Below are 26670 nucleotides of genomic sequence, written 5' to 3'. Positions count from 1 at the left end.
TCCTTACTCAGGCGACGGCCTGACTGACTTTAGGCATAGCCAGGCTTAACGCCTGTTGTTCATTGGCGCTCTCATGGAACAGCTCGCCGGAAATTTCACCTTCGCGCATCACCACGATGCGATCGGCAACGCCCAGCACCTCCGGCAGGTCGCTTGACGCAAACAGCACCGCAACCCCCGACGCCGCCAGCGCGTAAATCACGTTGTAGATTTCATGTTTCGCACCCACATCGATACCGCGCGTCGGCTCATCGAGCAAGATGACCTTCATCTCTTCCGACAACCAACGGCCCAGAATGGCCTTTTGCTGATTTCCCCCAGACAGGTTCATGATCAGCTGTTGCGCACCCGGCGTTTTAATATTGAGGGATTGAATATGATGGTCGGCATTGGTCGCCTCCCAGTCGTTATTAATAAGGCACCCAGCGCGGATATGTTTGCGACGAGCACTGATGTTGATATTGTCGCGTACCGAGTGCACCGGAATAATCCCCTCAGCCTTACGGTCTTCTGGACACAACATCATGCCTGCGCGAATCGCCTGTGCTGGTTTGTCGATAGTGACCCGTTTGCCGTCAATAGCGATGTCACCGGCGGTGATTTTGGTCCCACCGAAGATCCCTTTCATCAGTTCACTTCGCCCGGCACCCACTAGCCCAAACAGGCCGACAATTTCCCCGCTACGTACCGATAAAGAAATCGGCGTACGGACGCCGGGGGCTTTGACGTTATCAAGACGCAGGCGCTCTTCGCCATACTCACGCGGCTGCCAGCCATAGATATCACCAATATTTCGCCCGACCATCGCCTGCACCAGACTGTCGTGGCTGACCGACTGCATGTCGTCAAAGGTGCAAACATAGCGACCATCTTTAAACACGGTAATGGCATCGCTGAGAGCAAAGATCTCTTCCATGCGATGAGAGACATAAATGATCACCCTGCCTTCTTTACGCAACTCGCGGATCACCCGAAACAGGTTTTCAATCTCACGGGCGGAAAGTGAACTGGTCGGTTCGTCAAAGGCGATAACCTTCGCGTTACGCGCCAGCGCTTTGGCAATTTCCACCATCTGCCATTGGCCAATGGAGAGATATTTCAGCGGCGTATCCGGGTCAATATCCAGCCCCAGATGCTCAAGTTGCAGGCGGGCTTCATAATTGAGTAAAGAGCGGTTTACTATCCCGGCACGGCTCGGAAGTTGTCCGAGATAGATATTTTCCGCGACTGTCATCTCCGGGACGAGATGCAGTTCCTGGTAAATAATGGCGACACCCGCGTTAAGCGCCGCGGTGGTGTCGGCAAAAGAAATCTCTTCTCCACGCAAAGACAGCGTGCCGGAAGTCGGTGCATAGTTACCGCTGAGGATCTTCAGCAGCGTTGACTTCCCGGCACCGTTTTCACCCATCAGCGCATGCACCTGACCGCTATAGCAGTCGAAGCTAATGTCTGACAGCGCCTTCACGCCGGGGAACGTTTTGCCAATACCGTGGAAAGAGAGATAAGGGACAGACTGTTGCATAGCGACCTCCACAATAAGCTATCCTTCTCCCCCCATCGGTGTGGGGGGAGAACTATCAGGACTCAGAGGCCTTTTTTCGCCAGTTCTTCTTTAAAGTTGTCACGCGTGATGAGCACCACGTCGGTGACGGCGGTGAATTTCTGTGGTTCAACCCCTTTTTCGACCCAGTTGTACAGCAGTTCACTGGTTTTATAGCCGTGGATGTCCGGGCTAGGTAACAGCGAACCGAAGAAACCGGTGGCCTGGGTTTTCGATAATTCGTTGACTGCATCGACACCGTTAATGCCGATGCCGATCACGTTAGCCGCTTTAAAGCCCTGACCTTCCGTTGCACGTACGCCACCGAGCACGGTGTTATCGTTCATGCCGATAATCAGCCATTGTTTCACTTCAGGGTGCTGAACCAGCAGGGAGTTACCGGCATCAAACGCGCCAGGGATATCGTTGGATTTGGTTGGGATCTGATAGATCTGTTTTTCAGGGAAGCCCGCTGCTTTGATAGCATCCATCGAACCGGTAGTACGGCGACGCGCGGTATCCAGTTCATTAGCGGTGATAGCCATTACGCCGGTGGTTTTCACATCCCAACCGCGTTTTTGCATCTCTTTATAAAGCTCCTGGCCCTGACGTGCGCCAATTTCGCTGGCCGCCATCATCACCAGCGGCACGGTGTCCATGGGTTTGCCTTTGGCATTCACAAACTGATCGTCGACGGTGATGACTTTCATGTCGTAGCTGCGCGCTTTCGCCACAATAGCAGGCCCCAGTTTCGGGTCAGGCGTACAGATGACAAAGCCTTTGGCACCGCTTGCTGCCAGGCTGTCGATAGCATTCAGCGTTTTTTCGCCATCAGGAACGGCAATTTTGATTACGTCAAAGCCGAGGTCTTTACCCGCCTTATCCGCAAATTTCCATTCTGTCTGGAACCACGGCTCTTCCGGTTGTTTGACCAAAAAACCGAGTTTAAGATTTTCAGCCATAGCTGATTGTGACATAACCGCTGCCAGCCCAATGGCCGCCAGCGCTTTAGTAAACTTGTGCATGGTTAACTCCAGCCTAAATGTTCTTTTATGTAGGGGTAAATCAGATGACCGATTTAAAGTGGACATAAAACAAAGTATTAGCTGTTTCGCATACAGCGTTAACGTTGTTGAAACATTAATAGCCCGGAATTAACTTTTCAGTCGAGAGCAACATCACACCGCTGAATTACAGTAAACCGATGCATAGATTCAGCAGATAATTACATATAAAGAAGCGCGAATTGTCAGACAATTCGCGCTATTGGAGGGATTACCAGCGGTAATAGATATGATCGGCGTGGTCGCGCACCGGCGCTTCATCACCTAATAGACGTGCGGCAACGGTAAAGGCAAAATCGAAGACATAACCAAAACCTTTACCGCTTATCAGATTGCCATCCTCAACCACTGGCGCATCAACGAACTCGCCATTCTTCACGTCCTGCCATAAATCGCCAGAACAGACATAACGGCGGCCTTTGAGCAGATCGTTGCCTGCCAGCACGCGCGCGGCGGCAGAACAAATTGGGCAGATAAATTTACCGGCCACATCGTGTGCAGCAACAAATTTAATCACATCCTGGTTTGCTGCCAGATTCACACTTCCCTGAGGGCCACCCGGCAGGACGACGGCGTCATATAGCGTGTCCATACGTTCGGCCAGCGTCGCATCCGCCACCATCGGAATATCGTGATAACTCACCACTGCACGTGATTCTGCGCATGACACCAGTTCTACACCGATGTGCAGGCGACGCAGAATATCGATAGTGACAATCGCTTCCCCTTCTTCAAAGCCAGGGGCGAGCAAAACTGCAACCTGTTTCATTTTAACTCCTGTCAATTCATATCAATATCGCCCCCCCATCAATCTGGGTCGGACGTTATGTACCCTTAATTACCGCGAACATAATCCTCTTACCGGCTTTAATCCAAAATGATCCAAAACAATTTTACCGTCATTCCGATATTAACTATGCAGCCTTAAAATATGACATATAGCCAAGAATTATTGTTCTCGATGCTATATTCATAACAAACAATACTTATTACGCCTAATACACGTTTCATTTTTACAGAAAATATCAGATGCGGATCACACTTTATCGAGCAATAGTGAAACATCGCTTCAACTGTTAACAACGCCTTACGACTAAGATGCATTAAATTTATATGCTATATATTTCAATGCGTTATATAGTTACCCTATATTCAAATTCGTCGACCATCATTTCTGTTGTAACGAAACGTAAAAAGCCCACTATGAGAGTTTTCTTATATGCGCTCTAAGCGTATTATTTTTCTATGCTGGAAATTAATTATATTCCCCAGCCATATGTAAGGACTACGTGTAATAGGTAGTCACACTCTAACGCGTAAATAGTGCATGGTTAGCGGCTATTTCGAACTGTGCGGTGTCACGCGTATCGTTCCGACCTGGTAATAAGGATATTCACATGGCAGTTTCAGGAATGGCTCAAAAACTTAATGCCCAGATGAATCTTGAATTTTATGCATCTAATCATTATTTGCGTTTGAGCGAGTGGTGTTCTGAACATCGACTCAATGGTACCGCAACATTTCTTCGTTCACGGGCTCAGTCGAGCGTCACGCAAATGATGCGCGTATTTGACTATATGAAGAAATCGGGCGCTTATCCGGTGGTGAAGGCCTTTGAAGCCCAGGAAGAGGGATGCGTAACCCTCGAAGATCTTTTCCTTCAAACCATTGAAGACCATGCACAACGCTCTTCCACGCTGTCACAACTGACTCAAGAAGCGAAAGTGCTTCAAGACGATAGCACCTTGAGTTTCCTGAACACGCTTGAAGAAGAACAGGAACAGGATGGTATCTTGCTGAAGACCATTCTGGATGAGATTCGCAGCGCGCGCAAAGCAGGTTTGTGTATTCAGCAAACCGATCAGCATCTGCTCAATATTGTGTCGCACCAAAAACACTAATGCTGTCACAAGGGCGGTAACGCCGCCCTTGCCTTCCTGGGTTCAGGATAAAACCTGGCTCTCTGGCTGTAATTAATGCGCGGTGTCCTGCGGCGTAAATTTCAGCTCAATCAAAGCAACCGCTTTCTGAATCGCCCGCTGAGTCACCGGGTCGGCACCTGCTGGATGGGTGGTAAAATCGATGGATTTTAGCTGTGATGCCATCTTATCGCGCACTTCAACCGGAGCGATAATGTCGATGACATCAAGAATCTGTTTGATCACCAGTTGACAGGCCACCACATCGGAAACCAGTTCATCGTTAGGGGTAAGGTTCTGAGACATTTTTTGCTCCTATTTTGCGGAGCGTAATAGTAACCTACTTTCGCCGAAGATAAAAAAACCTGCCGTGGCAGGTTTTTTTTATCAGAACATAGCGCCTGGCGGTACGTCTTTGAAAGTTTTGCAGTAGTTCTCAAACATGCTTTTTAGGATTTTACGAATGCGCTGCTTCATGGTGTTCTTCCCGTTTCTTGTTATGCAGATGTTATTGTCTTTGCGTACATAATATGACCTACATCACAAAAATCAATCGTTTTGGGATGTGAATCACACAGTATTTATCAGTTTCGTTAAAATCATATAAAAATAGTTATAGAAATCTTCAACTTACTACACCTACAAATCTTATAAAAATTACGTATTTTTTTGATAGGGTAAAAAAATGAGTGAACCTCTCCAGAACCAGGCAAGTCGCGGGGTATCCCCTGCCGCCCTACTGGTGGCCGGTGCGTTCTTTATGGAGTTCCTTGATGGGACGGTGATAGCCACCGCCTTGCCAGATATGGCGAAAACCTTTGGCGTTGAAGCCGTTGACCTGAACATCGGCATCAGCGCATATCTTATCACCCTCGCAGTACTGATCCCCGCCAGTGGCTGGATAGCCGACCGCTTCGGCGCGCGAACCATTTTTAGCCTGGCGCTGGCTATCTTTACCGTTGCCTCCGTATTTTGTGGCCTGGCCACCAGCGCCCATGAATTCGTAGCTATGCGAATATTCCAGGGCGTTGGTGGCGCGTTGATGGTGCCGGTTGGGCGTCTTGCCGTCCTGCGCACCACGCCAAAGCATCTGCTCATCACCGCGATTGCGACCCTGACCTGGCCGGCACTTATCGCCCCCATTATCGGGCCTCCGCTGGGCGGCTTTATTACCACCGTGGCCGATTGGCGTTGGATCTTCTTTATTAACGTCCCGCTGGGCATTATCGCCATTATTCTGGCGCTGCGGATTATCCCTAATATCCGCGACGACGAGCGGCGTCCTTTCGACCTGCCTGGTTTCCTGGCGACCTCGATATCGATGGTCAGTCTGGTGTATGCCATGGAATTGCTGGGTGCCGAGAAAATGAACGGTGGACTGGTAGCTTTCCTGCTTATCATTGGTGCGTTCACCTTCTACTACGCGCTGCGTCATTTTCGTGCCACACAATGGCCCATGATTCGTCTGGACGCACTGAAGGTTCCGACCTTCAAAGTCACGATGTATGGAGGATCGCTTTTCCGCGCCTCTATCAGCGCCGTTCCGTTCCTGCTACCGCTGCTTTTCCAGGTCGGTTTCGGCATGGACCCTTTCCACTCTGGTCTGCTGGTGCTGGCGGTATTCGTCGGTAACCTGACGATAAAACCCGCCACCACCCCGCTTATCCGTTGGCTCGGCTTCCGACGTCTGTTGTTAGTAAACGGTGTGCTGAACGTGCTGGCGCTGGTTGCCTGCGCCTTCCTGACGCCCCAGACGCCCGTATGGATGATTATGCTGGTGCTTTATCTTGGTGGCGTATTCCGCTCGATACAGTTCACCGGGGTCAGTACGCTGGCGTTCGCAGACGTCCCGTCGCCACAGATGAGCTACGCCAATACCTTATTCAGTACCGCCAGCCAATTAGCCATTGGGCTGGGTATCACGTTAGGGGCGATTGGTATCCGCATTGGTGAGAAGATCAGTACCGTGTTGGATTTAGGCGCGGTGCCGGGCATCAGTTTCCGTCTTGCCTTTATCTTTATTGCCCTGATTTGTCTGGTGGGGATGTTCGATACGCTGCATCTGACGCGAGATGCCGGTAGTGCAGTGTCGAAGAAGGTAAAAGCATAAACCCTATACGTAAAAAAACCCACGTATGCGTGGGTTTTCGTTGACTGCCTGCGGCCTGCGACTTACGCCAGAATCTCGCGAACAAAGGCTTCAATCTCTTTGTTCTGGCAGTTTTCAAAGAAGCATTCTTGGAAACGCTTGCCAGAAACGGCGGTTTTCACCAGTTCCGGGTCGATAGCGCGCAGCGTATCCAGATAGTTTTCTTTCACTACTGCCGCTTTCACCTGGTTCAGGATACCCGCGTTACGGACCTGCGGCTCTTTACGCTCTGGCGGATAACCTTCGCCGTTACGTCCGGTAAATGCTTTTTCGAACATGTAGCGTACATTCAGCTCAGCGCCCCAACCGTAGCCTTTTGCGAAGGCCAGAGACAGTGCGTTACCGTTGTTGATCTGCGCAAACAGGAAGGCATCAGCAGGATCCAGGCAGTAGCCGCACACCACGCCAGGGTGAATATTCAGAGACATCAATGCGCCCTGACCGGTGCCACAACCGGTGACTACGAAGTCGACCGCTTTAGCGTTCAGCAGGATGCTGGCCATGATACCCAGGTGGATGTAGGTCAGGTGATGATCGTTTTCATCAGACATGCCCACGTTATAGACCGGGAAGCCTTTTTCATCGGCCACGGCTTTTAACTCATGATGAATTGTCGCGTTTTTGCTGGCCTGGCTATTTTCCATCATCAGTGCAATTTTCATTCTTTCCTCTCCTGAAAGCTACGCGGGCTCGCCCGCAGTCGTTCGATTACATTGTAGTAACCTTACTATCAGACAAACACACTTTCAAATTTTATGAAAAAACGTTTTGATTTTTACTAATGCGGTCACACTTTTGTTGTTCGCAGGATTTAAAATAACATTACATAACCCTTGATATTTTTACTGTCCATCGGTCAACCACTCGATTAGACTGAAAACGGACTGGAAGAGTCCTTGCTTTTTGTACGCTATTAAATGGATTGAATAGTTTTCGCAAAGGAACTGACTTGTGACACAGGACTGCCGACGTTTTCGACACGGGCTGGGTCTCCTTGTTCTACTGACCCTGATACTCGTATGTACAACTTATGCTTTCGCCGCACCGCCACAAAAAAACAAAACCGCGTCGACTATCCCCGTGTGGATACTAGATGCCGACAGCTTTGAATTCTGGCGTGATGGCAACGGGCAATACCATGGCTTCTATCCCGAGCTTCTGCACGCACTTAATTCACGCTATGGCTATAACCTAGCGCTTCAGCCCATTGATGGCACCACCTTCGATCAGCGATTTACCCATCACGATTACGGGCTTTATGCCAGCGTGTTGCAGACGCGAGAGTATCTGCACAACAGTATTCTATCGACACGTTTGCTGGAGAGTACCATCGTCGCCGCCAGCATTACTCGCCCGGCAGCATCCATCAGCGATCTGAACAACACACGGGTTATCTTCCGGCGTAGTGACCAGACGCAAAACCTGGTCAGACAGGTTTACCCCTCACTACGATTCCAGCAAGTTATCGAGGTCGAAAGCAGTAACGAAGCCCTGCAAATTTTGCGCAGCGGTGGTGCTGACTTCTATATCAATGAGGACCGCGAAATCGGTGGCCCACAGTATTACTACACGATCTCCCGCCCCTTCAACTCGCTACGCATTACCTCATCCTTCGGGCTCAGTCCGGAATTAATCGCCATGCGAACGAACATTAATCAACTGATTAGTGAGTGGCAGCAAAGCGGAAAATTACAGGCGCTGGAGCAACAAAGTCAGACTGAATATCTTCGTCATCAGTTAACTATTACCGACGAAGAAAAAAGCTGGCTTGCCGAAAACAGTCTTACGCTCTTGCTCCCCAAAAATGAGAATTTTGCGCCCATTATCTGGAAGGATGAGCAAGGCTATCACGGTAGCGCTATTAGTATGATCAACGACCTTCGCGATCTCCTTAACATTAATGTCAATGTGCAATTCGTTGATAGCTATATGATTCGTATGCAAAATGAAGCATGGCCTATCCACCTCGCTGATATTATTGATGTCCGCAATGGTGCACAAATGGAAGGCCTGGTCGGGACGCTGGTGAACGGCCACAACGCTTACTACAACAAGATTGGCCAACCGTTTATTCTTGATGAAGAGCAGGTACGACATCAGCGAGTCGGCGTGATTCGCGGTTCGTTTGCAGCTTATTATCTACGTCAACGATTTGGTACCGAAGTTACGCTGGTATCACGCGCTTCACTTGATGAACTGCTGGATTCGATTGATAACAACCAAATTGACTTTATCCTCGGTGACCTCACTTCGCTCGAGCAGGCATTGCGGGGTAGCGATCTGTTCCGGGGCGCGCTGAAGGTCGCCGGGCTAACAAACTCCAGCTACCAGATTGGTACCTGGATAAATGTCGATCATCCCCTACACGCGCTGTTAGCCCAGGTGCACCTTATCTCAAACTACCGTCACCAATTGACGCCGCCCACCAGTATCGCCGCCCCCATGTCTCTGAGTAAAAACGCCCTGCAGATCATCAGCGCGGGGCTATTAGCCCTACTGGTCTTTATTCTCAGCATGATGTTGATGATGTGGCGGCATATGAATAAAAATCGCGCCATAAACCACAGCATCGTCGAAGCGATGGAAAAAATAAATCATGTCCACGACGATGAAACCGGCTGCCATATTCGGCGCGTTGCCGCCTACTGTAGTCTTCTCGCCCGTAGCCTAAAGCTGCCGCTCAAAAAGATTCGCGCCATTGAAACCTATGCTTCACTGCACGATATAGGCAAAATTGCCGTACCCGAACATATTCTGCGTAAAAAAGACAAGCTTACGGAAGACGAGTTCAAGCAGATTCAGCAGCACACCACGAAAGGCTGGCGCATTGTTCAAGGGTTAGTATTGGGGTCAGTGGCAGAAAATCTAATTCATTATCACCATGAAAAATGGGATGGCAGCGGCTACCCAGAAGGGCTGGTTGGGGAAGCTATTCCAGTGGAAGCACGTATTCTGGCGATTGCCGATGTCTATGATGCTCTGCGACAAAAACGGGTCTATAAACCCAGTTTCTCGCATGAGCAGGCCTGTGAAATTATTGTCACCAGTTCGGGCAGCCATTTCGATCCCACGCTGGTGACTTTATTTAGTCAATTGCATCTTCAGTTTCAGGCTATTTATGAGTCACGAATGGATTAACCTCAGGATATGGCGACTATTCACAGGATTGCCTCCGACTGCGAAGGCTACAATGAGGTTACGACAGATTGCACAGAGCGAATTGATGAAAAGCCTCATTCTTATCCCCGTCCTCCTGACACTTTCCGCGTGTTCAGTTCCCCGTGCGGCGAGCGTAAGCGGAGTGGATAGCACCAGCGGCATCGTGCGATTAACCTATGGTCAGGCCATTTTGCAGAATGCCAAAACCGATGACTATCTTGCCCAGTCCGAGGCCAACAAAGCGTGTCAGCAAATGGGCTACGCGAACGCATTTTCTTTTGGGCAGCCCATAACAACCTGTACCACCACTAGCGGCTCGCTGTGTCTCAATCAACAGGTCACCCTTCAGTACCAGTGCCGTGGTATTGCCAATACTCCGGTTAGCACCGCATATTATTAATCCATCACGCCGGTTTGCCGGCGTAATTTATTATTCACATATTTCCATCATATTATTTATGCCAATGCGTTTTATTCCCATTCTCATTATTAAATAAATGATTTTATATTTACCTTTTGCAAATAACTTAATAACAACTTATAGTTTCGCTGTAATTAACTTGTAACGTATTTTTCTGGAGCGAAACCATGCTTAAAGCGCCAATGATCGAGAAATTAAACGAGCAGATGAATCTCGAGCTCTATTCTTCTTTACTGTATCAACAGATGAGCGCCTGGTGCAGCTTCAACAGTTTTGAAGGGGCCGCCGCATTCTTACGCCGTCACGCCCAGGAAGAGATGACCCACATGCAACGTCTGTTCGATTATCTCACCGATACAGGCAGCCTGCCGCGCATCAATACCGTGCCAACGCCGGTAGCTGAATATGCATCACTGGATGAGCTGTTCCGCGTAACCTATGAACATGAGCAACTCATTACAAGCAAAATCAATGAGCTGGCGCACGCCGCGATGACCAACCAGGATTATCCAACCTTTAATTTCCTGCAATGGTATGTTTCTGAGCAGCATGAAGAAGAGAAACTGTTTAAATCAGTGATTGATAAGCTGACGCTGGCAGGTAAAAGCGGTGAAGGGTTGTACTTTATTGATAAAGAGCTGGCAACACTCGATACCCAAAATTAATTTTCGAGCAGCGGCGTATCCACGCCGCTGCCGATTAATGACGGCAAATTTTACTTTCAGCCGTATTAAAACCTGACTCCGTAGGAATAAACTTTCCTTTTTTATGCAAGAACGCCACTAACTCTGCCGCACTCATATTTTCAGCTGAACAAGTATGAAAACGAGCCTGCTCGCCAAAACGTGTCTGAATAGCCTTTTCCAGACTTTCAATGCTGTATTGTTCGCCTGATTCCAGCATCATATTTAAAACTTCATGACCGTGAATAGAGTCCATTAATCCTCCTCAAATAAAGCGCTACGATAAACGGTATTTGTATTGCATGTTTTGCGCTAACGCAGTTTTCTCTCACCCAACATTGTGTAAATAAAACAGTACACCCACTGTAATTCAGATTTGACGAAATCGTCGGTTTCACATACTCTGCGCGACATCTTTCGTTGTGATTGCATTCAGAAGTAGAGGAAAGCGTGAGAAACCGTACCCTGGGGAGTATTTTAATCGTGGCTGGCACCACCATCGGCGCAGGAATGTTGGCGATGCCGCTAGCCTCTGCGGGCGTGGGCTTTGGCGTGACGGTAGTGCTACTGGTCAGCCTGTGGGCGCTGATGTGCTATACCGCCTTGCTGCTGCTGGAAGTGTATCAGCACGTGCCCGCCGATACCGGGTTGGGGTCACTGGCGCTGCGCTACCTCGGCCGTTACGGGCAATGGATCACCGGATTTAGCATGATGTTCCTGATGTACGCGCTAACGGCGGCCTACATCAGTGGCGCAGGCGAATTGCTGGCCTCAAGCCTGAGCCAATGGTTCAGTATCGATATGCCCCCTTCTCTTGGCGTACTGCTGTTTACCGCAATTGGCGGCCTGGTTATTTGCATCGGCACTTCACTGGTCGATCTCTTTAACCGCTTCTTGTTCAGCGCTAAAATTATTTTCCTCGTGGTGATGCTGATCCTGTTATTGCCGCATATTCATAAAATTAATTTGCTAACGCTACCGCTGGAACAAGGCCTGGCGCTTTCCGCAATCCCGGTCATCTTTACCTCATTTGGTTTCCACGGCAGCGTACCGAGTATTGTCAGCTATATGAGCGGCGATATCCGCAAGCTTCGCCAGATATTTATTATCGGCAGCGCCATTCCATTGGTGGCTTATCTGTTCTGGCAGCTCGCCACTCTGGGTAGCATCGACTCTCCGGTATTTAGCGCACTGATGGCAGAACACAGCGGATTGAACGGCCTGCTGATGGCTATCCGCGAAGTCGTGGCCTCTCCACACGTTGAGCTCGCGGTGCATCTGTTTGCTGACCTGGCGCTTGCCACCTCATTCCTCGGCGTGGCATTAGGGTTGTTTGATTACCTGGCCGATCTGTTCCAACGCCAAAACAGCGTCCGGGGTCGTCTACAAACCGGCGCGATTACCTTCCTGCCGCCGCTGGCTTTTGCGCTCTTCTATCCGCGCGGATTTGTGATGGCGCTGGGCTATGCTGGTGTCGCGCTGGCGGTTCTGGCACTGATTATTCCCTCAATGCTGACGCTGCAAAGCCGTAAACATCACCCTGAAGGTGGTTATCGGGTGGCTGGCGGAACGCCGATGCTGTGGCTGGTCTTTGCTTGCGGAATTGCGGTGATACTGATTCAGGCGGGGATTGCTACGGGATTATTGCCGTCGGTTGGATAAGCATTCTGCTCGCCCCGGCTACGTTGGAGAGATGATTATTTCCTGCTAACTTGCACAGATCTGTAGCCCGGCCAAGCGCAGCGCCGCCGGGAGTATCGCAAAATCCTGTATCGAGCAAATCCCGGGGTCGCATGTTGCTTGCCCGGGCTACGTGGATGGGTGATTATTTACCGCAGCACTGCTTATATTTTTTGCCGCTGCCGCATGGGCATGGATCGTTACGGCCAATTTTAGGGGCATTAACAATCGGCTGTTTTACCGGTGCTTCTTTTGGGTTATCCATCCAGTAGTCATATAAAGCCAGCGCCGCAGGGCGGATGCTGTCGATACTCGCGACATACTCTTCAGCGGTGAATTTACCCAGCTCGGTGGTTTTCTCTTCGTCGCCGTGCAGGGCAATGTTATCAAGCTCAGCCTGCAATTCCGCTGGTAGCCCGCTCCAGTCGCTCATTGCAACACCGCGCAGGTAGCCGTAGCACCACTCCTCAACGATGGTCAGCTCCTGATCTTCTTCTTCGCGGGTACCAAATAGCGGTTCGAACTGATCAGGGTAATCATTGAGGCGGTCAGACACATCGCTCATGTGCTGTAAGGTCAGGTTCACAAAACGGTCGCGTTCGCGATCGCTCGCCCAACGCGGCACATTATCGGCCCCACCCCAAACGGCGTACATCCACTCGGCGGGTTCAATTTCCAGCGGTGATGAAAGGATTGCTGTCAGCATACCGTCAAGCTCAGAAACGTCGATAATTGACGCATCGGTGGCATACTTAGCAATAATCTCGTCCAGCCATTCCAGTTCGCTTTCGGTTAATGGTCCCGTTTTCATACTTTTCTCTACCGTTGTTGGTGGGTCTATCAGAATCAAGGCGGCAATGATGCAGGAGTTTGCCACTGAACTCCAGCATCATTGCCCTATCGTGCTAAACGCCCCCCAGATAAGCCTTACGTACATCTTCATTGCCCAACAGCTCCTCGCCGCTGCCGCTAAGACGTATCTGTCCGTTTACCATGACGTATCCCCTGTCCGAGAGTTTAAGCGCATGATGGGCATTTTGTTCAACCAGGAAGATAGTCATGCCGTTACGTGCTAGCTCACGCAAAGTCTGGAAGATCTGCTTTACCACTATGGGTGCCAGCCCCAGACTGGGTTCATCAAGCAACAGGAGTTTAGGTCGACTCATCAATGCACGCGCTATCGCCAGCATCTGTTGTTCACCGCCAGACATCGTCATCGCCCGCTGTTTGCGACGTTCTTTCAAACGCGGGAAGAGATCAAACATACTTTGTAGATCCTCCACAGCGTATCGATTACCAATGGGAATCGTGCCCATCAGCAGGTTTTCTTCAACGGTCATGTCGGGGAAGATGCGCCTTCCCTCCGGTGCCTGGGCGATACCGGCGGAGGCGACAAAATGCGTTGATGTATGGCTGATATCCCCGCCAGCAAACAGGATCTGACCGCTTCGCACCCGCGGCTGTCCGAAAATCGACATTAACAGGGTCGATTTTCCGGCGCCGTTAGCACCGATTAGCGACACGGTTTCTCCTGTATTCACCTGTAAAGAGACCTGTTTTAGCCCCTGAATCACGCCGTAATAAACGTCAACCTCCCGGAATTCCAGTATCGGTTCACTCATAGGCTGACCTCATCTTCGCTAGTCCCCAAATAGGCGGCAATCACCTTTTCATCGTGCTGAATCTGTTCCGCTTTACCCTGCGCGATAACGTCACCGTGATCGAGCACGATAATATCGTCGGAAATCTCCATCACCATTCCCATGTCATGCTCAATGAGCAAAACGGTTATCGCATGATGTTCACGTAGAAAACGGATAATTTTGCTCAATGCCTGAGTCTCCACCGGATTAAGCCCAGCGGCGGGTTCGTCGAGACAGAGGATCTCAGGCCCGGTACACATGGCACGTGCAATCTCCAGCCGACGCTGCTGACCGTAGGACATTTCCCCTGCCAATCGGTTAGCGCACTCCACCAGCCCCACCACTTCCAGCCAATAAAATGCGCGATCCAATGCGTCACTTTCTGCCCGTCGATAGGCAGGAGTATTCAACACACCTGCAATCAGATTGCGGTTAACCTGCATATGTTGGGCAACCAGCAGATTTTCCACCACCGACATTTCCCGGAATAAGCGGATATTCTGAAAGGTTCGGGCAAGCCCCGCCCGGTTGACTAAATGAGTACCACCAAACATTTTGTAGAAAATACGTGAGCCCAACTGCGCCGGATTCAACCAATCACCGGGCTGAAATTTTTGCCCAAGGATCTGAATGACATTGGTAGATTTGCCGCGCGCATTAAAAAAGATATGTCCACCGGAGGCTTTATAGAAACCGGTCAGACAGTTGAATACCGTCGTTTTCCCGGCGCCATTAGGCCCAATGAGTGCGGTAATGGAACCACGTTCAACCTCCAGATTGACGTCGTTTAACGCTTTAATGCCACCAAAATGCATCATCAGATGCTCAACGCTTAAAATGACATCCCGGCTCATGGCGCAACCCCTTTACGCTCGGCGAACGCGCTGCGGTTGATCCGAATCAAACCGCGCGGCCGCCAAATCATCATCACCACCATCAGTACACCAAACAGCAATACGCGATACTCCGCAAAGCTTCTGAGCAGTTCAGGTGTCACGGTGAGTACAAACGCCGCCAGCACCACCCCGACGGTTGAGCCCATGCCGCCCAACACCACGATGGCGAGGATCAACGCCGATTCAAAGAAAGTGAATGATGTCGGGTTAACAAATCCCTGATAGGTCGCGAAGAAGACCCCGGCAATCCCCGCCGTCGAAGCCCCCAGCGTAAAGGCCGACAACTTGACCAGTACATGGTTAAGCCCCATCGAGCGACAGGCAATCTCATCTTCACGCAGCGCCTCCCACGCGCGTCCAATCGGCATTCGCGTCAGCCGATGTTTGATGTACAACACCAACAGCACGACTAAGACCAGCACCGCGTAAATAAAGATAAATTTCAAGTTGGGGTTATAGGTCAGGTGGAAAAATTCGTGGAACGGTACTCCCCCGTCTTTGGCACGCCTGCCGAACTCAAGGCCAAAGAAGGTCGGTGGCGGTGCAGAAATACCGTTCGGGCCGCCGGTGAAGCTCAGCCAGTTATTGAGAACCAGACGGATGATTTCACCGAACCCGAGCGTGACGATAGCCAGATAATCGCCATGCATCCGCAACACCGGAAAACCGAGCAACGCCCCTGCGGCGGCGGCCATCAGTGCCGCCAGCGGCAGCATTGACCAGAAGCCTAGCCCCAGATATTGATACCCCAGCGCCAGACCATAGGCACCAATGGCATAGAACGCAACGTAGCCAAGATCCAGTAATCCAGCAAGGCCAACCACGATATTGAGCCCAAGCCCCAGTAGCACATAGATAAGCCCGAGAATAGCCACCGTGAGCACATATTTGGTTGCCACAAAGGGGAAGCAGATTGCCAAGGCCAGCGCCAGCGGAATTATCCAGCGCATCCGGCTTTTATAGCCCACGGGGCGCACGTAGACCCCGGCACTATCGCCCTCAAAACGTGCGGCAATGCGCCGACCGGCAGAGGTCATCAGGAAGGCGCTCAGGATAAATCGCCCCACCATCACTGCAGCAATAATCCATACCAGGCGCTGGCCTTCGAAGTTGAAGCTGTAACCATCCAACACCACGCCTACAATTGGACCAAAGAGAATGAGTGCCACGAGTCCTGAGAAGATGGTGTCAAGAATACAGCGTTTGAGCGAAAAACCGTCGTGTGAAGCCGTTATGTGTGTCATGTTCAGCTCCTACACTTTGGCGACTATCGGGCGGCCCAGCAGCCCTTGTGGACGGAAAATCAGGATCACCACCAGCAGCCCAAAAGAGAACACATCTTTATAGTCGGAATTCACCATTCCGGAAAACTGTGCTTCCGCAATACCCAAAAGCAGGCCACCAAGCATGGCCCCCGGCAGCGAGCCGATCCCGCCGAGTACCGCCGCGGTAAAGGCTTTAATCCCGATAATAAACCCGGCGTAGAAATCAAAAGTCCCGTAATTCATGGTAATCAAAACGCCTGCTAAACCGGCCATCGCCGCACCGATCATAAACACCAGCGAGATAACCCGGTCAGTATTGATCCCCAGAATTGACGCCATTTTTCGATCCTGTTGCACCGCACGACACATCCGCCCCAGGCGCGTGTGACCAATTATCCAGGTCAGCAGTAGCATCCCAGCAAACGAGGCCAGCAGGATAAAGATTTTGGTATACGTAATCTGCACAAACCCCTCGCCAATATGCAGGCGCAGTACGCCATCAAGCATCGTCGGAACCCCCTGCTGGCGAGGCCCCTGACTGATTTGCGCGTAGTTCTGCAAGATCAATGACATGCCGATGGCGGAGATAAGCGGAGCCAGGCGCGTTGAGTTGCGCAGCGGCTTATAGGCGATGCGTTCAATCGTCCAGCCATAAACGCCGGTGACCACAATGGTGAAGACGAGGGTGCCAAGGATCAGCAGGGGAAATGAGTGCAGGCCAAAGAAGGAAAGGAGCGCCAGGCCGATGGCGCAGAGGTAAGCGGAGATCATATACACTTCGCCATGAGCGAAGTTAATCATACCAATAATGCCGTACACCATGGTGTAACCAATGGCTATCAATCCGTAGACAGAACCCAGCGTCAAGCCGTTGACTAACTGTTGCAGAAAGAATGTTTCCATCATCGCGCGCTCTTGTTACAAGCTATTTTATTTAGCGCCGGTGCGTCACCACACCGGCGCTGAGCATTACTCGACTTCTTTGTATTTGCCTTTGTCATCCCACTGATAAACAACGTAGTCCGACACTTTCAAATCGCCTTTGCTGTCCCAGGCTTTTTTGCCCATCACCGTTTCAACCGGATTGGCTTTCAGCCAGGCGCTGGCTTTGGCCGAGTCTGTGCCGCCCGTGGCTTTAAACGCTGCCGCTATGGCCTGAATAGAGGCGTAGGAGTAGAGGGTGTAGCCTTCCGGCTCAAACTTGTTGGTACGGAACTTGTCGATAACAGACTTACCATCGGCAATCAAACGCGGGTCCTTACCAAATGTCATGTAGATACCGTTGGTATACTGCGGGCCACCGGCTGCCGTCACCATTTCTTCATTAACGATACAGTCGCCAGAGAAGAATTTGGCCTGTACGCCCTGTTCACGCATTTGACGCACCAGTGGGCCGGCTTCCGGGTGGCAGCCACCGAAGAACACCACATCCGGTTTCTGTGCACCAATTTTGGTCACCAGTGCGTTAAAGTCTTTCTCACCACGCGACAGCCCTTCATACATCACATCTTTGACCCCACGCTTGGCTAGCGCCGCGCGGGTAGCATCTGCTAATCCCTGGCCGTAAGTATCTTTATCGTGAATGATCACCACCCGCTTAGCTTTTAGCTTATCGATGATGAAATCACTGGCAACACCGCCCTGCTGGTCATCACGCCCGCACATGCGGAACATATCGTTCATACCACGTTCGGTAATCAGCGGGTTCGTTGAGCCTGGGGTAATCGCGAGGATCCCGGCGTCGTTATAAACTTCTGACGCTGGCATCGTTGAGGAGGAGCAGAAGTGACCGACAACGGCCTGGACTTTATCCTGGTCGACCAAGCGGTTAGCCACCGACACGGCCTGTTTCGGTTCACAGGCATCGTCGCCCTGCACTAATTTAATTTTTTCGCCGTTTATCCCCCCAGCGGCATTAATATCTTCAGCAGCCTGAGTCGCCCCATGCCAGTACTGATCGCCATAGGTTGCATTAGGCCCGGTAAAAGGTCCGGCAACACCAATAACGATATCCGCCTGGGCGGAGAACGCCGTCACCAGACAACCTGCCAACACAAGAGAAAGCGGACTTCTAATCAATTTCAGCGACATTATTATCTACCTTAGCAAAGAGGTTTATGCATATACACAAAGTCATTCGAGTTGGATCAAGGCGGCAAGGGAGCGACCCCCCAGGAGCGTATATAAGTACGTGACTGGGGTGAGTGAGCGCAGCCAACGCCGAGGCAACTTGAAGGGCGAAGTGTAAAGCGGTGTGAAGCCGAACGACTGCCACGTTCACCAAACAAACGACACCCTGACAATATCCTGCTGATAACGGCGAGGTTTCCTTACGCTTTTCAGGCCAAATCATTAAGCAAAATGGTTGCCAACTTTGCGCAACCTTGCTCAGATTTCGACAATTTTGAGTATAGAGCGCCGTTTTCAGGCTTCCGGCACCATGAAGTGAAATTACGGAGGGGATCACATCTGGTTAACAATAAAGTACATAAATAATGCAATAGTCACGCTTTGCGCATTTTTGCAGTAAATTGTGGCGGTTATGGTAGCTGATGGTGCATTGCAGGATTAATTGCGTGCAACGAGACCGGACGAAAGGCTTTCAAAGATACCCCAGCCCCCTCACTAATGTTAAAGTACGGTTTTAATGACGCTGGCGAGAGACATGTTATGACGGGTAGTGACCAGGATAAAAAGATCCTTTCTGTTTTTGACTTTGACGGTACATTAACCCGCCACGATAGTTTCATTCCCTTTTTAAGATTTGCGTTTGGCCGCCGCCGGTTCAGTCAGAAAATGCTGCGACTCGCCATTCCCTCCCTGCAGTGCTTTCGTCGTAAGTTAACCCGCGACGAATTAAAGGAAGTTTTAATCACTACCTTCCTTGCTGGGACCGAAGAAAAATGGCTACAAGCGCGTGCAGAAGCTTATTGTCAAAAGTACTGGAACAAGTTGATGCGCCCCGCCGGTCTGCTGGCGGTTGCGGCAGAATTATCCTCCGCAGCTGAGGTCACCTTATGTTCTGCTTCTCCGATGCTGGTACTTGCCCCTTTTGCTCAAAGACTGGGAGTGAAATTGATTGGCACCCAGCTTGAAAGCAAAGATGGCGTGCTAACCGGACGTATTATTGGTCATAACTGCCGCTGTATTCAGAAAATTAAGCGACTGGAAGAGGTTTATGGCCCACTCGGGCAGTATCATATTCGCGCCTGGGGCGACACGCGGGGAGATTATGAGATGCTGGCTACCGCGAGCGATGCGCACTGGCGCCATTTCCATCCGGAATGGGCACGTAAAAAGAATCCTATTACGCAGTTTCGTAATGAGTTTATGAAGGATTTGACCTGAGGGCACGCCCTTAGGGGCGTTCTTTATAGAAAGTCAGGATACGTGAATTTTATGCGTTCTGAGAAAACCATCTTCGGAACGTGATTTTCAGACACAAAAAAACCACCCGTAGGTGGTCTCACGACACTGCTTATTGCTTTGATTATTCTGTTTATTTCCCATGGTACCCGGAACGAGACTTGAACTCGTACAGCCTATGGCCGAGGGATTTTAAATCCCTTGTGTCTACCGATTCCACCATCCGGGCTCAGGGAAAATTGGAGGCGCGTTCCGGAGTCGAACCGGACTAGACGGATTTGCAATCCGCTACATAACCGCTTTGCTAACGCGCCTTTAAATCTTTAACACCCGCAACTGCCGATGTTTTAATTTGGAGCGGGAAACGAGACTCGAACTCGCGACCCCGACCTTGGCAAGGTCGTGCTCTACCAACTGAGCTATTCCCGCATTATCAAGTTGATTTGATAACCACTTGATTTTGCTATCGTCTGGCAACCAGTGCTGCCGTTCGATGCGTTGCATTCTACTTATCTGACGCGGTGAGTCAACGGTATTTTTCGCAACTTGGTATCGTTTGCTGAAAATAACGCCGAAACGATCACTCTTGAAGCAAATCGCCACGTGCCGCATTCAAATATTGCAGCATTGACCACAGCGTCAGCACCGCTGCGACGAGGAACAGAGCAATACCGGCCCACTCCACCCACATATTAGGGCGCCACAGCATCCACACCAGCGCGGTCATCTGCGCGGTCGTTTTCACTTTGCCAATCCACGACACGGCAACGCTGCTGCGCTTACCCAGTTCAGCCATCCACTCACGCAGTGCGGAGATGATGATCTCACGTGCGATCATCGTGGCGGCGGGCAACGTGACCCACCAGGTATGATAGTGTTCAGCCACCAGTACCATCGCAATGGCCACCATGACTTTATCGGCAACCGGATCAAGGAACGCCCCAAAACGGGTACTTTGGTTCCAGCGACGGGCCAGATAACCGTCAAACCAGTCGGTTATGGCGGCAATAAAGAAAATCAGCGCGCAGGCAAACGACGCCCAGACAACGGGAAGGTAGAACGCCAGCACGAAAAACGGAATCAGGATGACGCGGAAAAGCGTAAGCAATGTAGGGATATTATATTGCATGGCGTGGTAACTATCTGTTGTTAGTAAATATTAGCCCTATGTTGCTACAGAGCCCCTAATGTTTCAACGAGTAGAAGATCTTTTCTGCTAAACCCTGCGATATTCCGGGTACTTTAGCGATATCATCGATGGTCGCCTGCTGCAATCCTTGCAGTCCACCCATGTACTTAAGCAGCATCTGACGCCGCTTTGGCCCAACCCCTTCGATTGTCTCAAGCGTACTGGTACTTTTCACTTTCGCCCGTTTCTTACGATGCCCGGAGATGGCATGATCGTGCGATTCGTCGCGAATATGCTGAATAACGTGCAGCGCTGGCGAATCTGGCGGCAGGCTAAAGCCCTCACCTTCCGGCTCAAAGAACAACGTTTCAAGCCCCGCTTTACGATCGGTGCCTTTTGCGACACCCAATAACAGCGGATGATGTTTATCCCAGGGCACGTTAAGTTCAGCAAACACGGTCTTCGCCTGTCCTAACTGCCCTTTTCCGCCATCGATTAAAATCACATCCGGGATTTTACTTTCGTCGATAGCCTTACCATAGCGTCGGCGTAAAACCTGGTTCATCGCAGCGTAATCATCACCGGGTGTGATGCCAGTAATATTGTAGCGGCGATATTCGGCACGTAATGGGCCATTGGCATCAAACACCACGCATGATGCGACGGTCTGCTCGCCCATTGTATGGCTTATATCGAAGCACTCCATCCTTTTGATGGCCGGTAATTTCAATTCATCGGCCAATGCTCGTAAACGCTGGTGAACGGTGGATTGCTGCGAAAGTTTGGTCGATAACGCCGTCACCGCATTGGTTCGCGCCAGTTTCAGATAACGCGCACGATCGCCACGCGGCCGGGTCTGAACCTGAACACGTCGGCCCGCCATCTCTGATAAAGAGTCGGCGAGCAGCGTTTTATCACTTAACGTAAAGTCGAGCAGGATCTCCCCTGGCAACGTGCGCATCTGGCTGCCCTGAAAATAGAACTGCCCCACAAATGTCTCAACAACCTCACCCAGTTCCGTATCGATCGGCACCTTAGGGAAGTAGCTACGGCTACCCAGCACCTTACCTTGTCGGATAAACAAGACGTGAACACAGGCCATACCCGCTTCAAACGCCACGCCGATAACATCAAGATCGTCGCCGTTATTGGAAACGAACTGCTTTTCAGTCACACGGCGTACGGCCTGGATCTGATCGCGAATACGCGCTGCCTCCTCAAAGGCTAACGACTGGCTGGCTTTTTCCATCCGGGCGATAAGCTGCGTCAACACCTGGTCGTCTTTTCCAGACAAGAACAATCGTACGTACTCAACCTGCTGGGCATATTCGTCGTCACTAACCAGCCCGGAGACGCACGGCCCCAGGCAGCGACCTATTTGATATTGCAGGCAAGGCCGAGAACGGTTGCGATAAACGCTATTCTCGCACTGGCGAATGGGGAAAATCTTTTGCAGTAGTGCCAACGTTTCCCGCACCGCATAACCGTTTGGGAAGGGCCCGAAATACTCCCCCTTTGCATGCTTGGCCCCGCGATGGGTGGCCAAACGAGGATGGGTATCGGAGCTCAGGAAAATAAACGGATACGATTTATCATCACGCAACAGCACGTTGTAACGCGGCTGATACAGCTTGATATAATTGTGCTCAAGCAGCAGCGCTTCGGTTTCGGTATGGGTAACGGTGACATCAATCTGCGCGATTTGCGCGACAAGCGCTTCCGTTTTGCGGGAAGCAACATTAGCGCGAAAATAGCTGGAAAGGCGTTTCTTCAGGTCTTTAGCTTTGCCAACATAAATAACCGTACCGCCGGCGTCATACATACGATAAACGCCGGGCTGGCTGGTTACAGTGTTCAGAAAGGCTTTCGAATCAAAAACATCACTCACTGACTTGCTAACGACTCCGCATTGCACAGGCCATGGCGAATTGCCAGGTGAGTCAGTTCAACATCACCGTGTATATTCAGTTTGCTGAACATACGATAGCGGTAACTGTTCACCGTCTTAGGACTCAGACTCAACTGTTCTGAAATCTCATTCACCTTCTGACCTTTAGTGATCATCAGCATAATCTGCAATTCACGTTCAGACAAACTGGAGAATGGGGATTCTGTCTTTTCCGGTTCAATCTGGCTCAGCGCCATCTGTTGAGCAATATCTGAAGCAATATAGCGCTGACCGGAGAATACTGAGCGAATGGCGTTTACAACCTCTTGTGGCGCAGCGCCTTTGCTCAGATAACCCGCAGCGCCAGCTTGCATCACTTTTGCTGGAAGTGGGTTTTCCGTATGCACGGTTAACATGATGACTTTGGTATCAACCGCTGAACGCGCAATTTTACGTGTTGCTTCGAGACCACCGATTCCAGGCATGTTCATATCCATGAGCACAACATCAACCGGGTTAGCACGGCACCATTTTACCGCATCTTCTCCACAGTTAGCTTCGCCTGTGACTCTAATACCTTTTATATCTTCGAGAATGCGTCGTATCCCTGCGCGCACCAGTTCATGGTCATCAACAAGAAGAACGTTGATCAAAGGAATAATCTCCAGAATAGGGATAACGCTACTACATCTTAATTTCCCCATACTACCGGGTTTTATATCAACTGTGAAAGTCTAAAAATGCCAGAGCCTCGATTTCGATCTCGTTTTTGGAAATAAAGGTGTACAACTACTGGAAATCACTAAAAAACAGTAGGATGCATAAGATAAGGATTAGTCCGTATACGGACATAATCTGGTTATACACGCCCTATGTCGTATATTTGATAAATAGGACTTAGAATATGTAACAATAATTAACGCAGTAAGAACCGTAATTAAACATTTCGCGGCTAACTCTCTGTGTTTGCATCGTTAAATAATAACGAATAGCAAGGCGGGTAGCGCGCAAAAAACAGGCACTCCTTTTTTTCCCCCACCTTGTGGTATACTGCGCCGCTTTCACAATCCGCATTGCGCATATTGCGCAGAAATCGTACGAGGCTATAAATGAGCACACCTGATTTTTCCACCGCTGAAAATAATCAAAACCTGGCACAGGAAGTCTCCTGCCTGAAGTCACTGCTGACCCTGATGCTGCAAGCCATGGGCCAGGCAGACGCAGGTCGTGTGATTATTAAGATGGAAAAGCAAATTGCGCAGTTAGAAGATGACGCTCAGGCTGCCGTATTTTCCAGCACCGTTAAGCAAATTAAACAAGCTTACCGCCAGTAATAATAAATCGGCTGTCAGCATCGTTGCTGACAGCCGATTTGCGGTCTGGCACGCAGAACATCAATACAGATCAGATCACACCAATCGCCGCCGCATAGCAGGCTATCTGCGTTTTATTGGGCGCATCGAATTTCTTCTGCATGTTTTTCTGATGGAAATTCACCGTATTTTCGGAAATAGACAGAATTATTGAAATTTCTGCTGATGTTTTTCCTTCCGCAGTCCATTTCAGGATCTCTAATTCCCGTTTGCTGAATTTCATTTCCCGCGGCATCACCATCTCATCTTCCAGACGTAATAACGCCAGCAGACTTCCCTCTAACAGAACCTGTAAACGTAATGCAATGACATCCTCCGCGTGCGGATTATGTGTCGTGCGCATACGCGAAATTGACAGGAAACCATGAGCATGATTTGCCAACATCAAACACTGAGTCGCACCGGTTTGCAGACCGTGGTCGCGGGCGGCATCCCACAGTTCCGGCGCATCACGAAACAGTTCATCATCCCAGCGTAAAAAGCCCAGTGAAAAATTATCGGGTTTAAGTACGGGATCGATAGCCATAAAGTTTGCTGACTTATACTGCGACATCCAGGCTTCCGGGTAGGTGCTATACGCCGAGATTTTAGGACGTGTGAAAGGCACTGGATGACGGACGCACAAAGCGAAGAAATCATATTGCAGATTTTCTGTTTGCTGCTGCAGTAGCCTGTAAATCTGTTCGCTTTCCGAGGCTGCTTGAAAAAGATGCAGCATTTCCCGCCGCCAACTGAAAAAATCATCGTCTCTCATCACAAACGAGAAACCCCCTGATTAACAATTATTTTTATGAATACAGAAAACTAACACATAAATCTTATTTATATGTATAAAATATCACTCTTCATAAAAATAATTCCCATTTGCTCTGTTTTGGTAACTAAAGGCCCTACACACCGGTCTTCAACCGTATTTTACTTTCTGCAGACGACATTAAACCTACCTATTAATAAGGCATCCTTAAGTAAAACTTTTTATCTAAAGCACCGTCTTCACGCCATGTCATCATTTACGGCGTGAAATAAGTCATTAGCCTCTGCTCCTGTTGCACCCACAGGAGCAGAGCTTTGTGCTATTGCATGAGGAATTTTTCGAGGAACTGCCGTGTACGCGCTTGCTGTGGATTAGCAAACAACGCTTTTGCATCACCCTGCTCCACAATACGTCCCTGATCCATAAAAATTGCCCGGTCCGCAACATCGCGCGCGAAACTCATTTCATGAGTCACAATCACCATCGTGCGTTTTTCTTCCGCCAGCGCGCGAATCGTATTCAGCACTTCACCCACCAGTTCAGGATCGAGAGCTGATGTCGGTTCATCAAACAAGATAACATCCGGGCGCATCGCGAGTGCACGAGCAATCGCCACGCGTTGCTGCTGACCGCCGGACAAGCGGCGAGGAAAGCTTTCCTCTTTACCCGTTAATCCAACCTTGGCAAGTAACTCCCGCGCCCGCGCAATCGCGCCGGGTTTATCTTCCCCTTTCACAATCACCGGACCTTCAATAATGTTTTCCATCACCGTACGGTGGGGAAACAGATTGAAGCTTTGAAAGACAAAGCCAACGTGCTGACGAAGACGGCGGATAAGCCCCTTTTGCTGGCTGATTGGACGCGCCGCGTCAATGGTGATATCCCCAACTCGTATGGTGCCGCTTTCCGGCTGTTCCAACAGATTGATACTGCGCAGCAGCGTGGTTTTACCTGAGCCGCTTGGCCCAATTATCGCCACCACTTCACCTTCGTCCACCTCCAAATCGATACCGTGCAGTACCGTCTGTCCATGAAATTTCTTCACCAGGTTTTTGACTTCAATTGCACTCATTTCGGGTCTCGCTCCTGGCGGTTAAGCTGGTTTTCAAAATAGTTCTGCAACGCTGACAGCACCGTTGCCATCACCCAATAAATCAGCGAAGCGGCAAGGTACATGGTGAACACCTCCAGCGTACGCGAGGTGATAAGCTGCGCCTGACGAAACAGCTCAGGAACCTGAATGGTTGCCGCAAGCGAAGTGTCCTTCACCAGACTAATAAAACTGTTCGACAGTGGCGGCAACGCCACCCTTCCCGCTTGCGGCAAAATGGCCCGACGGAGCGTTTGCCACGGCGTCATGCCAATGCTGGCAGCGGCTTCCCACTGCCCTTTATCAATCGACGAGATCGCCGCACGCAGCGTTTCCGCCGCATAGGCCGCGGTGTTTAATGACAGACCAATCATCGCCGATGGAATGGGATCCAGTTCGATGCCAAACTGCGGCAGACCGTAATAGATCATAAACAGCTGCGCAATCAGCGGTGTACCGCGAAAGATTGAGATATAGCAACGTGCCAGCCAGCGCACAGGCGCGATGGTCGACAGGCGCATCAGCGCGAGTATAAAGCCCAGAATCAGGCCAAAGAACATCCCGCCAATACTGAGCTGGAGCGTAAATACAGCACCTTTAAGCAGATATGGTGCGGAATCGATAACGAGTTGAATACTTTCTTGCATGAGC

General features: G+C 50.3%; 27 protein-coding genes and 3 tRNA genes. 8 read left to right on the top strand and 22 right to left on the bottom strand.

Annotated features, from left to right (window positions below; all coding sequences use genetic code 11):
• Nucleotides 1-7 precede the first annotated feature (7 nt).
• The 3 genes from araG to U0026_RS09530 all read right to left on the bottom strand — a co-directional run bounded on the left by araG (nt 8) and on the right by U0026_RS09530 (nt 3373).
• A complete protein-coding gene (gene araG, locus U0026_RS09540; RefSeq protein WP_062778520.1) occupies nt 8-1522 on the bottom strand; it encodes an L-arabinose ABC transporter ATP-binding protein AraG in 1515 nt (504 codons plus the stop codon).
• 62 nt (nt 1523-1584) lie between these two features.
• Nucleotides 1585-2565 (bottom strand): arabinose ABC transporter substrate-binding protein, encoded by a 981-nt coding sequence (locus U0026_RS09535; protein ID WP_062778522.1) that lies wholly within the window; start codon nt 2563-2565, stop codon nt 1585-1587.
• Between the two features lie 250 nt (nt 2566-2815).
• Nucleotides 2816-3373, bottom strand: coding sequence for a DJ-1/PfpI family protein (locus U0026_RS09530; protein ID WP_062778524.1), 558 nt, complete (start codon nt 3371-3373; stop codon nt 2816-2818).
• Between the two features lie 628 nt (nt 3374-4001).
• Here U0026_RS09530 and U0026_RS09525 point away from each other — a divergent pair.
• Nucleotides 4002-4505 (top strand): non-heme ferritin-like protein, encoded by a 504-nt coding sequence (locus U0026_RS09525; RefSeq protein WP_062778526.1) that lies wholly within the window; start codon nt 4002-4004, stop codon nt 4503-4505.
• 72 nt (nt 4506-4577) lie between these two features.
• On the opposite strand, the gene U0026_RS09520 is transcribed toward U0026_RS09525, so the two are convergent.
• On the bottom strand, nt 4578-4829 hold the full coding sequence (locus tag U0026_RS09520; RefSeq protein WP_062778528.1) for a DUF2766 family protein: 252 nt from the start codon (nt 4827-4829) through the stop codon (nt 4578-4580).
• Between the two features lie 81 nt (nt 4830-4910).
• On the bottom strand, nt 4911-5000 hold the full coding sequence (azuC, locus tag U0026_RS09515) for a stress response protein AzuC (RefSeq protein ID WP_126440703.1): 90 nt from the start codon (nt 4998-5000) through the stop codon (nt 4911-4913).
• A 208-nt stretch (nt 5001-5208) separates the two neighbouring features.
• Between azuC and U0026_RS09510 the strand changes: the two genes are divergently transcribed.
• Nucleotides 5209-6633, top strand: coding sequence for an MFS transporter (locus tag U0026_RS09510; protein WP_062778530.1), 1425 nt, complete (start codon nt 5209-5211; stop codon nt 6631-6633).
• A gap of 62 nt (nt 6634-6695) precedes the next feature.
• Here U0026_RS09510 and U0026_RS09505 read toward each other — a convergent pair whose 3' ends face one another.
• The gene (locus U0026_RS09505) at nt 6696-7334 is read right to left on the bottom strand and encodes an RpiB/LacA/LacB family sugar-phosphate isomerase (protein WP_062778532.1); all 639 of its coding nucleotides are present in this window, start codon (nt 7332-7334) and stop codon (nt 6696-6698) included.
• 418 nt (nt 7335-7752) lie between these two features.
• Here U0026_RS09505 and U0026_RS09500 point away from each other — a divergent pair, with 418 nt between their 5' ends.
• The 3 genes from U0026_RS09500 (at nt 7753) to ftnA (ending at nt 10917) form a co-directional block, all read left to right on the top strand.
• Nucleotides 7753-9810, top strand: coding sequence for an HD domain-containing phosphohydrolase (locus U0026_RS09500; RefSeq protein ID WP_255265584.1), 2058 nt, complete (start codon nt 7753-7755; stop codon nt 9808-9810).
• Between the two features lie 85 nt (nt 9811-9895).
• Complete coding sequence (gene yecR / locus U0026_RS09495; RefSeq protein ID WP_062778566.1) at nt 9896-10231, top strand: YecR family lipoprotein; 336 nt, start codon at nt 9896-9898, stop codon at nt 10229-10231.
• Between the two features lie 188 nt (nt 10232-10419).
• Entirely contained in the window at nt 10420-10917 is a 498-nt protein-coding gene (gene ftnA / locus U0026_RS09490; RefSeq protein ID WP_062778536.1) for a non-heme ferritin, read from the top strand.
• A 34-nt stretch (nt 10918-10951) separates the two neighbouring features.
• On the opposite strand, the gene U0026_RS09485 is transcribed toward ftnA, so the two are convergent.
• Complete coding sequence (locus tag U0026_RS09485; RefSeq protein WP_062778538.1) at nt 10952-11191, bottom strand: YecH family metal-binding protein; 240 nt, start codon at nt 11189-11191, stop codon at nt 10952-10954.
• A 194-nt stretch (nt 11192-11385) separates the two neighbouring features.
• Here U0026_RS09485 and tyrP point away from each other — a divergent pair, with 194 nt between their 5' ends.
• Nucleotides 11386-12597, top strand: a complete 1212-nt coding sequence (tyrP, locus tag U0026_RS09480; protein WP_062778540.1) for a tyrosine transporter TyrP — start codon at nt 11386-11388, stop codon at nt 12595-12597.
• A gap of 163 nt (nt 12598-12760) precedes the next feature.
• Here the strand turns inward: tyrP and U0026_RS09475 are convergent, their stop codons facing one another.
• The 6 genes from U0026_RS09475 to U0026_RS09450 all read right to left on the bottom strand — a co-directional run bounded on the left by U0026_RS09475 (nt 12761) and on the right by U0026_RS09450 (nt 18510).
• Nucleotides 12761-13426 carry a YecA/YgfB family protein gene (locus tag U0026_RS09475; protein ID WP_062778568.1) on the bottom strand — a complete coding sequence of 222 codons (666 nt, stop codon included), beginning with the start codon at nt 13424-13426 and terminating at the stop codon, nt 12761-12763.
• 94 nt (nt 13427-13520) lie between these two features.
• Nucleotides 13521-14237, bottom strand: a complete 717-nt coding sequence (locus U0026_RS09470; RefSeq protein WP_062778541.1) for an ABC transporter ATP-binding protein — start codon at nt 14235-14237, stop codon at nt 13521-13523.
• A complete protein-coding gene (locus U0026_RS09465) occupies nt 14234-15112 on the bottom strand; it encodes an ABC transporter ATP-binding protein (protein WP_062778543.1) in 879 nt (292 codons plus the stop codon). The genes U0026_RS09470 and U0026_RS09465 overlap by 4 nt, the downstream gene beginning before the upstream one ends.
• Entirely contained in the window at nt 15109-16398 is a 1290-nt protein-coding gene (gene livM, locus U0026_RS09460; RefSeq protein WP_062778545.1) for a high-affinity branched-chain amino acid ABC transporter permease LivM, read from the bottom strand. Before livM ends, U0026_RS09465 begins: the two co-directional genes overlap by 4 nt.
• Nucleotides 16399-16407: 9 nt before the next feature.
• Nucleotides 16408-17322: an ABC transporter permease subunit gene (locus U0026_RS09455; protein WP_062778570.1), complete on the bottom strand. Its 915-nt coding sequence runs from the start codon at nt 17320-17322 to the stop codon at nt 16408-16410.
• A gap of 66 nt (nt 17323-17388) precedes the next feature.
• Nucleotides 17389-18510 carry a branched-chain amino acid ABC transporter substrate-binding protein gene (locus U0026_RS09450; RefSeq protein WP_062778547.1) on the bottom strand — a complete coding sequence of 374 codons (1122 nt, stop codon included), beginning with the start codon at nt 18508-18510 and terminating at the stop codon, nt 17389-17391.
• Nucleotides 18511-19089: 579 nt separating this feature from the next.
• Here U0026_RS09450 and U0026_RS09445 point away from each other — a divergent pair.
• On the top strand, nt 19090-19767 hold the full coding sequence (locus U0026_RS09445; RefSeq protein WP_062778549.1) for an HAD family hydrolase: 678 nt from the start codon (nt 19090-19092) through the stop codon (nt 19765-19767).
• Nucleotides 19768-19928: 161 nt separating this feature from the next.
• Here U0026_RS09445 and U0026_RS09440 read toward each other — a convergent pair.
• The 6 genes from U0026_RS09440 to uvrY all read right to left on the bottom strand — a co-directional run bounded on the left by U0026_RS09440 (nt 19929) and on the right by uvrY (nt 23455).
• Nucleotides 19929-20014: transfer RNA gene (locus U0026_RS09440), tRNA-Leu, on the bottom strand.
• 11 nt (nt 20015-20025) lie between these two features.
• Nucleotides 20026-20099, bottom strand: a tRNA-Cys gene (locus tag U0026_RS09435).
• A 39-nt stretch (nt 20100-20138) separates the two neighbouring features.
• A tRNA-Gly gene (locus U0026_RS09430) sits at nt 20139-20214 on the bottom strand.
• A gap of 151 nt (nt 20215-20365) precedes the next feature.
• The gene (pgsA, locus tag U0026_RS09425) at nt 20366-20914 is read right to left on the bottom strand and encodes a CDP-diacylglycerol--glycerol-3-phosphate 3-phosphatidyltransferase (protein ID WP_062778551.1); all 549 of its coding nucleotides are present in this window, start codon (nt 20912-20914) and stop codon (nt 20366-20368) included.
• Nucleotides 20915-20969: 55 nt separating this feature from the next.
• Nucleotides 20970-22802: an excinuclease ABC subunit UvrC gene (gene uvrC / locus U0026_RS09420; RefSeq protein WP_062778553.1), complete on the bottom strand. Its 1833-nt coding sequence runs from the start codon at nt 22800-22802 to the stop codon at nt 20970-20972.
• Nucleotides 22799-23455 (bottom strand): UvrY/SirA/GacA family response regulator transcription factor, encoded by a 657-nt coding sequence (gene uvrY / locus U0026_RS09415; RefSeq protein ID WP_062778555.1) that lies wholly within the window; start codon nt 23453-23455, stop codon nt 22799-22801. Before uvrY ends, uvrC begins: the two co-directional genes overlap by 4 nt.
• Nucleotides 23456-23911: 456 nt before the next feature.
• Here uvrY and U0026_RS09410 point away from each other — a divergent pair, with 456 nt between their 5' ends.
• The gene (locus U0026_RS09410; RefSeq protein ID WP_052283513.1) at nt 23912-24136 is read left to right on the top strand and encodes a DUF2594 family protein; all 225 of its coding nucleotides are present in this window, start codon (nt 23912-23914) and stop codon (nt 24134-24136) included.
• Between the two features lie 70 nt (nt 24137-24206).
• Here the strand turns inward: U0026_RS09410 and sdiA are convergent, their stop codons facing one another.
• The 3 genes from sdiA to tcyL form a co-directional block, all read right to left on the bottom strand.
• A complete protein-coding gene (gene sdiA / locus U0026_RS09405; RefSeq protein WP_062778557.1) occupies nt 24207-24929 on the bottom strand; it encodes a transcriptional regulator SdiA in 723 nt (240 codons plus the stop codon).
• Between the two features lie 319 nt (nt 24930-25248).
• A complete protein-coding gene (tcyN, locus tag U0026_RS09400) occupies nt 25249-26001 on the bottom strand; it encodes an L-cystine ABC transporter ATP-binding protein TcyN (RefSeq protein ID WP_062778559.1) in 753 nt (250 codons plus the stop codon).
• Nucleotides 25998-26666 (bottom strand): cystine ABC transporter permease, encoded by a 669-nt coding sequence (gene tcyL, locus U0026_RS09395; protein WP_062778561.1) that lies wholly within the window; start codon nt 26664-26666, stop codon nt 25998-26000. The genes tcyN and tcyL overlap by 4 nt, the downstream gene beginning before the upstream one ends.
• Between the last annotated feature and the right edge of the window lie 4 nt (nt 26667-26670).

Origin of the sequence: Kluyvera intermedia, assembly GCF_034424175.1 — a bacterium.
GTDB classification, from domain to species: Bacteria; Pseudomonadota; Gammaproteobacteria; order Enterobacterales; family Enterobacteriaceae; genus Kluyvera; species Kluyvera intermedia.
The sequence above is the reverse complement of the archived record's forward strand: the minus strand, read 5'-3'. Positions and strand labels throughout refer to the sequence as shown.